The organism is Vibrio sp. S/42/10 (assembly GCF_029890535.1).
GTDB lineage: Bacteria > Pseudomonadota > Gammaproteobacteria > Enterobacterales > Vibrionaceae > Vibrio > Vibrio cyclitrophicus.
Genome location: NZ_JAKMZC010000003.1, coordinates 60,103 through 72,972 on the forward strand (window position 1 = coordinate 60,103; position 12,870 = coordinate 72,972).

Annotated in this window: 14 protein-coding genes; 8 read left to right on the plus strand and 6 right to left on the minus strand. The window is 43.3% G+C overall.

From position 1 onward, the window contains the following. The first annotated feature begins 56 nt into the window (after nt 1–56). The 4 genes from L8S15_RS04325 (at nt 57) to L8S15_RS04340 (ending at nt 1,923) form a co-directional block, all read left to right on the plus strand. Nucleotides 57–752, plus strand: a complete 696-nt coding sequence (locus L8S15_RS04325; RefSeq protein WP_280572037.1) for a tellurite resistance TerB family protein — start codon at nt 57–59, stop codon at nt 750–752. A gap of 186 nt (nt 753–938) precedes the next feature. Further along, nucleotides 939–1,142, plus strand: a complete 204-nt coding sequence (locus tag L8S15_RS04330) for a YaeP family protein (protein WP_016767591.1) — start codon at nt 939–941, stop codon at nt 1,140–1,142. Between the two features lies 1 nt (nt 1,143). After that, a complete protein-coding gene (locus L8S15_RS04335; RefSeq protein WP_016767592.1) occupies nt 1,144–1,335 on the plus strand; it encodes a DUF4250 domain-containing protein in 192 nt (63 codons plus the stop codon). 261 nt (nt 1,336–1,596) lie between these two features. Then, nucleotides 1,597–1,923, plus strand: a complete 327-nt coding sequence (locus tag L8S15_RS04340) for a hypothetical protein (protein ID WP_010436435.1) — start codon at nt 1,597–1,599, stop codon at nt 1,921–1,923. A gap of 230 nt (nt 1,924–2,153) precedes the next feature. Here L8S15_RS04340 and glyA read toward each other — a convergent pair whose 3' ends face one another. Continuing rightward, the gene (gene glyA / locus L8S15_RS04345; RefSeq protein WP_010436432.1) at nt 2,154–3,404 is read right to left on the minus strand and encodes a serine hydroxymethyltransferase; all 1,251 of its coding nucleotides are present in this window, start codon (nt 3,402–3,404) and stop codon (nt 2,154–2,156) included. Between the two features lie 347 nt (nt 3,405–3,751). On the opposite strand from glyA, the gene L8S15_RS04350 reads away from it, so the two are divergent. After that, nucleotides 3,752–4,354 (plus strand): YitT family protein, encoded by a 603-nt coding sequence (locus tag L8S15_RS04350; RefSeq protein WP_065099639.1) that lies wholly within the window; start codon nt 3,752–3,754, stop codon nt 4,352–4,354. Between the two features lie 182 nt (nt 4,355–4,536). On the opposite strand, the gene treC is transcribed toward L8S15_RS04350, so the two are convergent. The 5 genes from treC to gmhB form a co-directional block, all read right to left on the minus strand. Continuing rightward, nucleotides 4,537–6,222, minus strand: coding sequence for an alpha,alpha-phosphotrehalase (gene treC, locus L8S15_RS04355; RefSeq protein WP_016798195.1), 1,686 nt, complete (start codon nt 6,220–6,222; stop codon nt 4,537–4,539). 141 nt (nt 6,223–6,363) lie between these two features. Continuing rightward, complete coding sequence (gene treB, locus L8S15_RS04360; protein ID WP_280572038.1) at nt 6,364–7,788, minus strand: PTS trehalose transporter subunit IIBC; 1,425 nt, start codon at nt 7,786–7,788, stop codon at nt 6,364–6,366. A 204-nt stretch (nt 7,789–7,992) separates the two neighbouring features. Then, nucleotides 7,993–8,937, minus strand: a complete 945-nt coding sequence (gene treR, locus L8S15_RS04365) for a trehalose operon repressor TreR (protein WP_280572039.1) — start codon at nt 8,935–8,937, stop codon at nt 7,993–7,995. Between the two features lie 91 nt (nt 8,938–9,028). Beyond that, nucleotides 9,029–9,364: an MliC family protein gene (locus L8S15_RS04370; RefSeq protein WP_016787759.1), complete on the minus strand. Its 336-nt coding sequence runs from the start codon at nt 9,362–9,364 to the stop codon at nt 9,029–9,031. 80 nt (nt 9,365–9,444) lie between these two features. Further along, nucleotides 9,445–9,996 carry a D-glycero-beta-D-manno-heptose 1,7-bisphosphate 7-phosphatase gene (gene gmhB, locus L8S15_RS04375; protein ID WP_032544876.1) on the minus strand — a complete coding sequence of 184 codons (552 nt, stop codon included), beginning with the start codon at nt 9,994–9,996 and terminating at the stop codon, nt 9,445–9,447. A 240-nt stretch (nt 9,997–10,236) separates the two neighbouring features. Between gmhB and metN the strand changes: the two genes are divergently transcribed. From metN to L8S15_RS04390, 3 genes are all read left to right on the plus strand, one after another. Then, a complete protein-coding gene (metN, locus tag L8S15_RS04380; protein WP_016787760.1) occupies nt 10,237–11,271 on the plus strand; it encodes a methionine ABC transporter ATP-binding protein MetN in 1,035 nt (344 codons plus the stop codon). Beyond that, a complete protein-coding gene (locus tag L8S15_RS04385; protein ID WP_004734372.1) occupies nt 11,261–11,944 on the plus strand; it encodes a methionine ABC transporter permease in 684 nt (227 codons plus the stop codon). Before metN ends, L8S15_RS04385 begins: the two co-directional genes overlap by 11 nt. A gap of 66 nt (nt 11,945–12,010) precedes the next feature. Continuing rightward, entirely contained in the window at nt 12,011–12,820 is an 810-nt protein-coding gene (locus L8S15_RS04390) for a MetQ/NlpA family lipoprotein (protein WP_010436416.1), read from the plus strand. The last annotated feature ends 50 nt before the right edge of the window (nt 12,821–12,870 follow it).

Below are 12,870 nucleotides of genomic sequence, written 5' to 3' on the forward strand. Positions count from 1 at the left end.
TTAAGCCCGTATATTGGTTTTAACGACTCTTTAGTACATTTATATTGGAGGTATCGATGGATATCAAAAGCTTACTTAACCATGCACTTAAGTCAGATCTCGTAAAACAAGGTACTCAAAAGCTTTCCCAAGGATCTTCGAGTTTAAGTAGTCTTTCTAAAAGCTGTAATAGCAATGACAAGAGTATCAACAAAAACATACTTGGGGCTTTCGGGGCGGGCGCTGTTGGTGGTGGACAGTTAGGGGCGTTAATGGGCTCAAAGAAGACCAAGAAAATGGGTAAGAAAGCGGCTGGCATTGGCGGCGCAGCAGCACTGGGCGCTCTCGCTTATAAAGTCTACAACGACTACCAATCTAAACAAGGCCAGACACCCAATGTCGAACAGGCTCAGTTTGATGAAAATGATGCAAACCATAGCGTTTTGATTCTACGATCGATGATTGCCGCGTCTAAAGCTGATGGCCATGTTGATGAAGAAGAGATGGCAAAGATAGAACAAGCCGTCGAAAACATGGGCGCTGATTATCAACTGACTAAATTGGTATCTGAAGAACTGCATAAGCCACTCGACCCAAGCGAAATCGCTCAATTAGCAACGTCACCTCAACAGGCGAGTGAGATCTACTTAGCCTCTTTAATTGTGGCTGATGAGCAGAACTTCATGGAGAAATCTTACCTCAAAGAGCTAGCCAAGCAACTCAACCTGGCTGATGAAGTGATTTATCAGCTTGAACAACAAATCTCTGATTAAGCGGTAAATATCAGGCTAATCGATAAGTATCTGGTTAAACAACAAGCTAGCAAAGTGATATATTTAGCATCAACAAATGAGATATTGAGCAAGGACAAATTAACTCTGATCTTCATCAGTTCCACTTTGTTTTTGTCTACCTCTATGTGTATATTGAGATAAGTTATCATTTGGTTAGGTATAAAAATGAAAGTATACGATTGTTGTGATTTGGTGCGTGAACTGTACTCTCAAATTGGCAGTGGCGACCAAGGCTATATCCCTAAAGCGGTTACCTGTGCGGTAAAAACATTAAACGACCTTGCTGCGGATGAGTCTCTTCCTAAAGATGCTCGTGATCGTGCAGCATTTGCTGCGGCAAACCTGCTGATCTCAGATTTCGAGGACTAACATGAACCTCGCTAATTTTGCAAAGATGGATCCAGTGATGTTAATGAGCATCGTCAACATGAAGCTACGTGACGACTTCGGTGGTGATTTGGATCGAGTGGTTAACTTCTACGAAATCGATAAGGCAGCCTTGATCGCTAAACTTGCGTCTGCTGGTTTTGAGTATTTTCCAGAAGCAAAACAGTTTCGATAGTCATTTAAAACAAGCTTTATTTCGAAAGACCAACCTCTGTGTTGGTCTTTTTTGTTTGAGGTACGTAATAGACCAATATCAATACCAATACCAATACCAATACCAATACCAATAAACCTATTATAAATTATCTGTTTGCACCTATACTTTTATATCTTAGAGTCAGCCAACGCTCCTTGAATCAAAGTGTGTTGTTGTATAGGCTACCAAGAACAGCATATAAAACTCATCACTAAATTTGATGATATCGAAGGACTAACAATGAAAAGACTCGGACTATTAGCCGTTATTGCAGCCGCACTCACTGCCGGTTGCTCTTCAAACTCTCAACAAGACAACTTTCGTGAAGCGTCTTTTGAGCTGTGTAATACTGAAGTCGATATCTACTCTGTAAGCCATGATGAGAGAATTCGTATCGTCTGCTCAGATGGTTCTAAATTCGCTTTAAACAGCGAAGATACACTAGAAGTCATGCGTGATATCAACATCGACTACTGCGATGGCGAAGGCTTGGGCAAATTCAATGAAAGTCGCAGCTACTACTCGTTTAGATGTAAATCAGGTACTTTGCTGAGCATCAAAAAGTAAAACCGATACCAATAAATAGCAAAGGGTTGATGTGCAAACATCAGCCCTTTTTAGTACCCGCTTTTCTATATTTTCAGATACTCAAATCTCCATATACAAAAAAGGCCCCAAAAGGGACCTTTTAAACTCTTTTTCAAAGTAGATGAACGAAGTTTAAGGAGCTCACACGGAGTTTGCGCTAGCAAATGAGTATGTGCGACATAGAAATTCGTTCACTCTACGCAGAAAAATTATGCGTAAACCGGTAGGCGCTTACAAATTTCTAATACTTTCGCTTTAGTTGCTTCGATAACAGACTCATCGCCCATGTTATCAAGGATGTCACACATCCAGCCAGCAAGAGCTTTCGCGTCTGCTTCTGAGAAACCGCGACGAGTGATAGAAGGAGAACCGATACGGATACCAGACGTAACGAACGGGCTACGTGGATCGTTTGGTACTGAGTTCTTGTTAACTGTAATGTTAGCTGAACCTAGTGCTGCGTCTGCTTCTTTACCTGTGATGTCTTTGTCGATAAGGTCAACTAGGAACAGGTGGTTCTCTGTAGAACCTGAAACGATGTTGTAACCGCGTGCTAGGAATTCAGCAACCATTGCTTTTGCGTTAGCAACAACGCGAGCTTGGTATTCTTTGAACTCTGGCTCTAGTGCTTCTTTGAACGCTACTGCTTTACCAGCGATAACGTGCATTAAAGGACCACCTTGGCCGCCAGGGAATACTGCTGAGTTTAGCTTTTTGTAAAGATCTTCGCCTTCGTTAGAAAGGATAAGACCACCACGAGGACCAGCAAGCGTTTTGTGCGTTGTTGTTGTAACAACGTGAGCGTGTGGAACTGGGTTTGGATAAACACCGGCAGCGATTAGACCCGCAACGTGAGCCATATCTACGAAGAAGTAAGCACCTACTTTGTCAGCGATTTCACGCATGCGCGCCCAATCACAAACTTGAGAATAAGCTGAGAAACCACCGATGATCATCTTAGGTTTGTGCTCGATTGCGAGAGCTTCCATCTCTTCGTAATCGATTTGGCCAGCTTCATCAATACCGTAAGGGATGATGTTGTAAAGCTTACCAGAGAAGTTTACTGGAGAACCGTGCGTTAGGTGACCACCGTGCGCTAGGCTCATACCTAGAACGGTATCGCCAGCATTCAATAGCGCCATGTATACAGCGTTGTTAGCTTGAGAACCTGAGTGAGGTTGTACGTTCGCGTATTGAGCGCCAAAAAGTTCACATGCACGTTCGATTGCTAGAGTTTCAACTTTATCTACGAACTCACAACCGCCGTAGTAACGCTTACCAGGGTAGCCTTCAGCGTATTTGTTTGTAAGTTGAGAACCTTGAGCTTCCATTACACGTGGGCTTGTGTAGTTTTCTGAAGCGATAAGTTCGATGTGCTCTTCCTGACGAAGAGTCTCTTCTTGGATAGCTGCGAATAGGTCCGCATCGTAATCAGCAATGTTCATGTCACGCTTAAGCATCTGTATCTCCTGACTCAGATTGTACTGAAAGTTTCAAAAAAACCACACAACGACCGAAAGCAAACGTTTCCGTCACCGTTTTGATGTGACGCATTCTACATAATTTGATCTAGGTCATAAAGAGCTAATTGCAATTTTATCATGCAGTTTTTTCATAATCACAAATAAGATTCATCATGGTTATTAAGCTTATCCAACCAAAGATGACGCTTACTGTCAATTTTACGCTTTACACCCTGTAAAACGCAGATTACATAGGTTTACCTTAATTTTGCACCTCAAGCTACCGAAAGCTAAGGTTTTTATCTACTATGCACGCCTTTATTGGTTAGGTAATTATAAAAACGATGGAAAAACACTCACGTAAAGAAGATTGGGTAGCGATTCTTACTGGCACGTTTTTAGTGGCGTTAGGCGTATTCTTTTTACAATCAGCAAACCTGCTTACCGGTGGTACTACAGGCTTGGCTCTGCTTTTGAGTCAATTTACGCCGGTAACCTTTGGTATTTTGTACTTTATTGCTAATTGTCCATTCTACTTATTAGCATGGAAACGATTTGGCCGTCACTTTGCGATTAGCAGTGCCATCTCAGGCGCTTTAGTGTCTGTATTTGCCGATCATTTATATCTAGTGATTTCATTAGACGTACATAATGAAATTTACTGTGCCGTCGCTGGCGGCTTATTAATGGGCTTAGGCATGTTGATTTTGTTTCGTCATCGCTCAAGCTTGGGTGGCTTCAACGTATTATGTTTGTTCATCCAAGACCGCTACGGTATCTCAGTAGGCAAAACCCAAATGGCCATTGATGCCTGTATTCTGTTTGCATCCTTCCTCTTCGTATCGCCTTGGGTAATTACAGTATCTGTATTAGGCACAGCGGTATTGAACATTGTATTAGCCATGAACCATAAGCCAACTCGCTACTCAGTGAACTACGCGTCTTAATTCTTATAACTTGCTCTACGTTGCTAATACCTGATGCTTTCGATTCTAAACTATTTAGGCAGAGACACTATAATCAATACATCACTAAAACAAAAAGGCTTTGGGGAGCACTCCAAAGCCTTTGTTGAAACCTAGATCTCTAGGGGGAACGGAGAATTAGGTTAATTGAAATCGTAACGAGACTAAGCTTCGATCAAGAGGATACGCGTCTCGTAAGGTCGCAGCACTTGATGATGAGACGCCGCTAAACTCTCGCTTACTTGATAATTAGACAACAAGCTTTCAGCCTTCAGCATCTCAAAACGTTCAGGTAAAACACACTCCGCCTCTTCACCATAATAGTTATTAAGACAAACCAAAGTCTGACTATCGCTTTCACGTACATATGCAAAAATAGATGGATGCTCAGGCAATAAATCTTGATAGCTACCACCCGTAATCACTGGCACTTGTTTACGCAACTCAATCAAACTCTTGTAGAAGTAAAATACAGAGTCTTTATCTTCCAATGCTTGTTCGGCGTTGATCTCAATGTAGTTATTCGCAACATCAAGCCATGGCTGAGCTTGTGAAAATCCTGCGTAAGTTTTATCGTTCCATTGCATTGGCGTACGAGAGTTATCACGAGATTTCTGCGCTAAGATCGCCATCATATCTTCATGAGCCACACCATCACGATTAACCATGATATCGTACATATTAGTACTCTCGACATCACGATACTGGCTAATTTCAGTATAGCCAGGGTTGGTCATACCAATCTCTTCACCTTGATAGATATACGGTGTGCCTTGCATCATGTGGACTGACGCAGCAAGCATCTTGGCTGATTCAACGCGATATTGCTGGTCGTTACCCAAGCGGCTGACGACTCTTGGTTGATCGTGGTTACACCAGAATAGTGCGCCCCAACCTTTGCCGTTCAAACCGGTTTGCCAGTGATTGAAGATCGACTTGAGCTGTAAGAAATCAAACGGTGCATTAGTCCACTTCTCACCATTGGTGTAATCGACCTTAAGGTGGTGGAAGTTAAACACCATTGATAGCTCGCTGTTATCAACATTTGAATATTGCTGACAATGTTCCAACGTGGTTGAAGACATCTCGCCGACGGTCACGCTGCCGTATTTCTGGAATACCGCTTCGCTGATCTCTTTCAGGTATTCGTGCACACGTGGACCATCAGTGTAAAAACGACGACCATCACCGATATCATCGTTAGGGAAGTCTTGCTGTTTAGAAATCAGGTTGATCACATCCAAGCGGAAGCCATCAACGCCCTTCTCAGCCCAGAAGCTGATGACGTCTTTCACTTCTTCGCGTACAACCGGGTTCTCCCAGTTAAGGTCGGCCTGCTCTTTCGCGAATAAGTGTAGGAAGTATTGCCCTGTCGCCTCATCGAGTTCCCACGCATTACCACCGAACTTAGACTGCCAGTTAGTTGGTGCTTGGCCATCTACGGGATCTTTCCAGATATAGTAATCGCGATACGGGCTGTTTTTGTCACCCAATGCAGACTGAAACCATGCATGCTCTGTTGAAGTATGGTTGACCACAATATCCATCACGATACGGATGCCACGCTGGTGCGCTTCAGACAATAATAAGTCGAAGTCTTCCATGGTGCCGAATTGAGGGTTAATCGAGTAATAGTCTGAAATATCGTAACCATTGTCGATCATAGGTGATGCGTAAACTGGGGTTAACCAAATTGCATCCACATTTAAGTGTTTAAGATAATCCAGTTTTGAAATGATCCCTTTGATATCGCCAGTACCTTTACTGCCACTATCACAAAAGCTCTTTGGGTAGATTTGATAGATGGTTGCGGTTTTCCACCAACTTTCATCATGCTCAGTCATCGCCATCTCTAACACTCACTTACCAGAAAATATAAAATAAAAATCACCATGTGAATCATGGTTGAATAGCCGTTATAACTAAAAGAAAAAGCTATAACTAAGAGCAAAAGCGATGTCTCACTTTGGAGTCATCGCTTATTTAATGCATTACGCGTTGGCGGTTTCTAGCTCACCTTTCATCTGTGCTCGTTTATAGAAGAACAGTGTTAACGTAACGGGTAGTACAATCGCCACCAGCATCGCGACTAAGTAAATCGACCAATATTGAGGTTGAATCGATAGGATGCCCGGCAAGCCGCCGACACCGATACCATTCGCCATCACACCTGCGCTACCACAAATTGCGGCTGCAACAGCACTACCAATCATTGCGCTCAGCATTGGGAATTTGTATTTAAGGTTGATGCCGTACATTGCAGGCTCTGTCACACCTAAGTAGGCTGAGATTGCCGCAGGTACTGAAATGTCTCGCTCACCTTCACGCTTACTTAAGATAATGATGCCGACAACTGCTGAAGCTTGTGCGATATTTGATAGCGCAATCAAAGGCCAGATTGGCGTACCACCTAAGCCTTGCATCAGTTGTAGGTCAACGGCGTTGGTTGTGTGGTGAATACCCGTAATAACCAAAGGTGCGTAAAGGAAGCCAAATACCACCGAACCCAGAATCGCAAAATCACCCGTCATTGCCGCTTTAGCCGCGAATGCCACGCCATCGCCTAACATACGGCCAAATGGACCAATGAAAGCGTGTGCTAGAATTACAGACAAAATAATCGATACAAATGGCACCACAACTAGGTACAAGTAAGCAGGGACAATGCGCTTAAGATTGGTCTCAATGAACGCCAAAGCCGCACCCGCTAACATCGCAGGGATAACTTGAGCTTGATAGCCGACTTTCTCAATCACGAACAAGCCAAAGTCCCACACCTCAGGTACCGATTTACCTATCATGTAAGCGTTCATCAACTGTGGAGAAACCAAGGTCACACCGAGCGTGATACCCAGAATAGGCGTTCCGCCGAGTTTCTTAACTGTTGCCCAACACACGCCAACTGGTAAGAAGAAGAAAATAGCTTCACCGATCAGCCATAAGAATGAGTGAACGGTTGCCCAAAATTGGCTGATTTCAACCAAAGTTTTGCCGTCGAACATGCGAATGTCGCCAATCACATTACGGAAACCAAGAATCAAACCACCAGTAATGATGGCAGGCAGCAGTGGTACGAAAATTTCGGCTAAATGGGAGATACCACGCTCAAGGAAGTTCATATTTTGACGAGCAGCCAACTTCGCCTCATCTTTTGATGATGCATCTTTGCCCGTTTGCTCAATCAAAAGTGCGTACACCTCATCAACTTCGGTGCCAATCACGACTTGGAATTGACCTGCGTTAGTAAAGCAGCCTTTTACCAGTTTAAGCTTCTCTAACTCTGCTTTGTTCGCTTGTTCCGTATCGTTCAATACAAAACGCAGCCGAGTTAGACAATGGCTGACACTCGCAATATTCTCTTTGCCACCGACTAACTCGATAAGACGCGCAACGTCTTGCTTCGCTATCTTACTCATACTACCCCACCCTGGTTTCATTCAATTACTCTTCTAAACCATGCAGCTATAACCACTTCGATTTAGATTAATGGGAACATTCCCAATTACGGTTATTATAATGCCCACATGAATGATAAATTAAAATGGGAACAGTCCCATTAATTGAAAGAGATCACACTCTAATTTTAATCTAAGCGGTTCAATTTCGCTTGATTGAGTGGATTATAGAATCGGAGATTGAGTGTGATGAGAGATCTCTGAATTGCCTAAAAGCTGAGAGATCAATAGATTAGCGGCCAATTTACCTGCAGATTGATACCCAGGATCAATGCTAAATACTCGAGGGAACAAGAAAGAGAGAAGATCATTGCCACCGACACCAGTCACCACCACATCTTCACGTTGTAACTCTTGCAAACGCTTGATTACGCCAAGAGCCAATGTATCACTCGCACAGACAATGGCTTGAGTCGTAGGAACAAGCACCTCATCCACCAACTGATAAGCGCTTTCATGATGAAGTTGACCAGTACGATAGTTCGCAATTGAACCTGTATTTTCACACCACTCGAGATAAGCCTTAAGACGCAGTTCACCGGTTGATTTGTCGCTAGGAGCAACGCCAATGAAACCAACCTCAGAGATCCCCTGATCTGCTAAATGCGTTAACGCACTATTGATCACCTGTCGGTTATCATAGTTAATCGACGTCACATTCTCAGTATCCAAAGCAATCACCACCGCTTTGTTTCCCCAAGCTTCAATCGCAGGAATATCACAGTCAGTAAAACCAAACACGATAATACCATCTACATTGCGACGCTTGAGAACCTGAAGGTGTTCGTTAGCTTTATCTCTATCTAGCTGACTTTCCATGATCACGACATCGTAATCCGCTCGATACAATTCTGCCAACATGGTGCTAACTGCTTTGTTTTCAGAGGGAGAATCTAAACGAGAGATGATCACGCCGATGACTTTTTGACTGCCACCGCGCATGGATTGCGCAGACTTTGAAGGCGTGTACCCAGATTCTTGAATTACTCTTTCCACCCTTTCTCGGGTTTCAGGTTTCACTTTTGGATCATTGGTCAGAACACGAGATACGGTTGACTTACCAACACCGGACAGCTTAGCAATATCGAGAATAGTGAGTTTTTTGCTCATAAAAAGTCTAACGTTAAAGGAAAGAGAAGAAAAAGTGAGGGTAGGTTTCCTCACTTAACTATTTGTAAAATATAGCAGTTCTTACTATGACTTACTTTTGGCAATTACGATAGACCACACGGCCTAGTTCTAGACGTGCGTCGTCACCTTTCGTGCGCAAAGTGATGCTGCTAATCATCTCTGAGGTGCCATCGTCTAGAATGTATTTGGTTCCTGAGCCTGCCGGTACTTGAGTCAATTGGTACTCGTTATCAGGTAAACGCAGTACTGCTTTTTCATTACTAAGGTAAGCCACATCAAACGAGACGTCAGACTCACATTGATAAGTCACGAATTGATTATCCGATGCTGCACTATCAGGGGATGCTGATTTAGAGCACCCGACCAATGCTACCGTACATAGAGATGCTACCAACATAGCTTTCATACTTCGTTCCTCATCTTTATATAGTCAATGACACTTAGTTTAGACTCAGGTTAGAAAAACCTTAGTGATAAATAGAACGTTTAACCTTTCAAGAAAGCGGGTACGTCTTTAATGCTATCAAGTACTACGCTGGCTAACGCTTCACCTTTTTCAGTGACTGGCTTACCGGTCCTTACCAACACTCTAGTGCCAACACCTGCCGCTTCTGCAGCCATCATATCTTCAGCTTTGTCGCCGATCATGACTGAGTTAGCCATATCAATCTTAAGAAAGTCACGAGCAGAAATGAACATACCTGGTTTTGGTTTACGGCACTCACAATCTTGCTTGTAGTCGCCTAAGCCTTGTTCAGCATGATGCGGACAGTAATAGATGCCATCAAGCTCAACGCCGTTATCAACAAAGTTCCAATCCATCCACTGCGTTAAAGAAAGAAAACGGTCTTCGCTAAACATACCACGAGCAATGCCTGACTGGTTGGTCACTAGCACCAATAAATAGCCCATATCTTTAAACGCTTTCGCCGCTTCAAACACACCATCGATGTATTCAAAGTCATGCTCATCATGTACGTAGCCATGATCAACGTTAATCACACCATCACGATCTAAAAAAACAGCAGGTTTAGACAAAATTTTGTTCTCTATCAACTCTCTATTAATCATTAATTATTACACGCTTTATTTGCTTCATCACTATCTATTTAGTTTTGCGTTCGTTAACGATTTGTTTCCAGCTTAGCCATACAATCGGCGTTTAGCCATCTAGACGTAAAAATATCTATTGACTTAGATCATAGAACACCATAGCATCGTCTGTAAATCGAGCGAGCTATCGACATATTATTCTGTTCTACCGGCACGGGTTTCTCTATGATTAAAGTGAATCAAGTCAATAAGGTTTTTTATCAAGGCACTAAAGAAATCAATGCCTTAATTGATATCAACCTCCATATTCCTCAAGGTCAAATCTTTGGAGTCATCGGCTCTTCAGGTGCAGGCAAAAGTACTCTTATCCGCTGTGTAAACATGTTGGAAGCCCCAACGTCGGGTGAAGTGATTGTTGACGGAATCGACCTGACAAAACTCAACAAATCAGAACTTAGCGTAGCACGTCGTAACATCGGCATGATATTCCAGCACTTCAACTTGCTGTCTTCTCGCACTGTATTTAACAATGTAGCACTGCCTTTAGAACTTGCAGGTAAAGATAAAGCAGCAATTGAAGCAAAAGTCAGTGAGCTACTTGAGTTGGTTGGTCTTGCTGATAAGCGCGATACCTACCCTGCAAACCTAAGTGGTGGTCAAAAGCAGCGTGTCGCGATTGCTCGCGCACTGGCATCTGACCCAAAAGTACTGCTTTGTGATGAGGCGACCAGTGCTTTGGATCCAGCCACGACTCAATCTATCCTTGAGCTACTGCGTGAAATCAACCGTAAATTAAGCATCACTATTTTACTGATTACTCACGAAATGGACGTGGTTAAAAGCATTTGTCACGAAGTCGCAATCATCGGCGGCGGCGAACTAGTAGAAAAAGGGACCGTAGGTGAAATATTTGCTCACCCTAAAACAGAGCTAGCACATCAGTTTATTCGCTCAACACTGGACCTGACGATTCCTGAAGATTACCAAGCGCGTTTACATGAGACTCGAGTAAACAGCAGTTACCCATTGGTACGTCTTGAGTTTACAGGAGCAACCGTTGATGCACCGTTAATGACGCAAATCGCTCGTAAATTCAATATCGATGTTAGCATCCTAAGCTCAGATCTTGATTACGCCGGCGGCGTAAAGTTCGGCATGATGGTAGCTGAACTGTTCGGTAATGAAGCAAATGATAATGCTGCTATACAATTCCTACGCGACAACAATGTAAAAGTAGAGGTGCTTGGTTATGTCCTTTAGTTTCAACGAGATTGCTGACTGGATCAGCCTTAACGGTAACCTTCTACTAGGCGCAACAGGCGAAACGCTTTACATGGTTGCAGTCGCAGGCATCGTTGGCTTTGCCGTCGGTATCCCATTAGGCGTGATTCTACACACGACTAAAAAAGGTGGTTTGCTAGAGAACACCAAACTAAACAAAATTTTGGGTGCGGTTGTGAACGTAGGTCGTTCAGTGCCTTTCTTAGTGTTGATGGTTGCTATTATCCCACTGACTAAGATGCTGATTGGTACCTTCATCGGAACAACAGCAGCGATTGTTCCACTGACGATCGGCGCTATACCTTTTGTTGCTAGACTTATCGAAAGTGCACTACTTGAAGTGCCCACAGGTCTAGTGGAAGCCGCTCAGTCCATGGGCGCAACACCGACTCAAATCATCAACAAGGTTCTGCTTCCAGAAGCACTACCGACTATCATCAACTCAGTAACGATTACACTCGTGACTCTGGTGAGCTATTCAGCAATGGCCGGTACTGTAGGTGGCGGCGGTCTAGGTGATGTCGCGATTCGTTACGGATTTCACCGTTACGATGTGACCATCATGGCAGTGACAGTAGTGATGTTGATTGTGCTTGTACAAATTATTCAATCAATCGGTGATTCATTAGTTCGCCGCGTTGACCACAGATAAAGGCTCACGATTAAAGATTAGAGTCATCGAAACCAAATTAGATAGATTTATTAAAAGGAGATTATTATGAAATTTAACCTTAAAGGTTTACTTACTATCGCAGCAGCGGCATCAGCGTTAGTACTAGCAGGTTGTGGCGATAAAGAAGTGGATACTTCTAAAGTAAAAGTTGGCGTAATGGCAGGTGCAGAAGCACAAGTTGCTGAAGTTGCAGCTAAAGTGGCGAAAGAAAAGTACGGACTAGATGTTGAACTAGTGACTTTCACAGATTACGTAACACCAAATGCAGCTCTAGATGACGGCTCTATCGACATCAATGCATTCCAACACGCACCGTATCTAGATCAGCAAGTTGCTGACCGTGGCTACAAACTGACTATCGCTGGTAACACGTTTGTTTACCCAATCGCGGGTTACTCTAAAGAAGTGAAATCTGTTGACGAAATCCAAGACGGCGCGCGCATTGCTGTACCAAACGATCCAACTAACCTAGGTCGTTCTCTGCTGCTTCTTGAGCAACAAGGTCTACTTGAGCTTCGTGAAGGTGCAGGCCTTCTAGCGACAGTTCGTGACATCGTTAAGAACCCTAAGAATCTTACAATTGTTGAACTAGACGCAGCACAACTGCCGCGTTCTCTTGATGATGTAGCTTTGTCTATCATCAACACAACTTACGCAAGTTCTATCAACCTGACTCCACAAAAAGATGGTGTATTCGTTGAAGACAAAGACTCTCCTTACGTGAATCTAATCGTTTCTCGTGAAGACAATCTAAACGCAGAAAACGTACAAAACTTCGTTAAAGCTTACCAAACTGAAGAAGTGTACAACGCAGCTTCTGACATCTTCCAAGGTGGTGTGGTTAAAGGTTGGTAATCAACTAAACTACAGCGCGGTATAGATACCCGAAGGGCTGATATAACATC

Bases quoted from the DNA above. Each gene is read 5' to 3' on its own strand.
- L8S15_RS04325 (WP_280572037.1), top strand. From the start codon at position 57: ATGGATATCAAAAGCTTACTTAACCATGCACTTAAGTCAGATCTCGTA.
- L8S15_RS04330 (WP_016767591.1), top strand. From the start codon at position 939: ATGAAAGTATACGATTGTTGTGATTTGGTGCGTGAACTGTACTCTCAA.
- L8S15_RS04335 (WP_016767592.1), top strand. From the start codon at position 1,144: ATGAACCTCGCTAATTTTGCAAAGATGGATCCAGTGATGTTAATGAGC.
- L8S15_RS04340 (WP_010436435.1), top strand. From the start codon at position 1,597: ATGAAAAGACTCGGACTATTAGCCGTTATTGCAGCCGCACTCACTGCC.
- glyA (WP_010436432.1), bottom strand. From the start codon at position 3,404: ATGCTTAAGCGTGACATGAACATTGCTGATTACGATGCGGACCTATTC.
- L8S15_RS04350 (WP_065099639.1), top strand. From the start codon at position 3,752: ATGGAAAAACACTCACGTAAAGAAGATTGGGTAGCGATTCTTACTGGC.
- treC (WP_016798195.1), bottom strand. From the start codon at position 6,222: ATGGCGATGACTGAGCATGATGAAAGTTGGTGGAAAACCGCAACCATC.
- treB (WP_280572038.1), bottom strand. From the start codon at position 7,788: ATGAGTAAGATAGCGAAGCAAGACGTTGCGCGTCTTATCGAGTTAGTC.
- treR (WP_280572039.1), bottom strand. From the start codon at position 8,937: ATGAGCAAAAAACTCACTATTCTCGATATTGCTAAGCTGTCCGGTGTT.
- L8S15_RS04370 (WP_016787759.1), bottom strand. From the start codon at position 9,364: ATGAAAGCTATGTTGGTAGCATCTCTATGTACGGTAGCATTGGTCGGG.
- metN (WP_016787760.1), top strand. From the start codon at position 10,237: ATGATTAAAGTGAATCAAGTCAATAAGGTTTTTTATCAAGGCACTAAA.
- L8S15_RS04385 (WP_004734372.1), top strand. From the start codon at position 11,261: ATGTCCTTTAGTTTCAACGAGATTGCTGACTGGATCAGCCTTAACGGT.
- L8S15_RS04390 (WP_010436416.1), top strand. From the start codon at position 12,011: ATGAAATTTAACCTTAAAGGTTTACTTACTATCGCAGCAGCGGCATCA.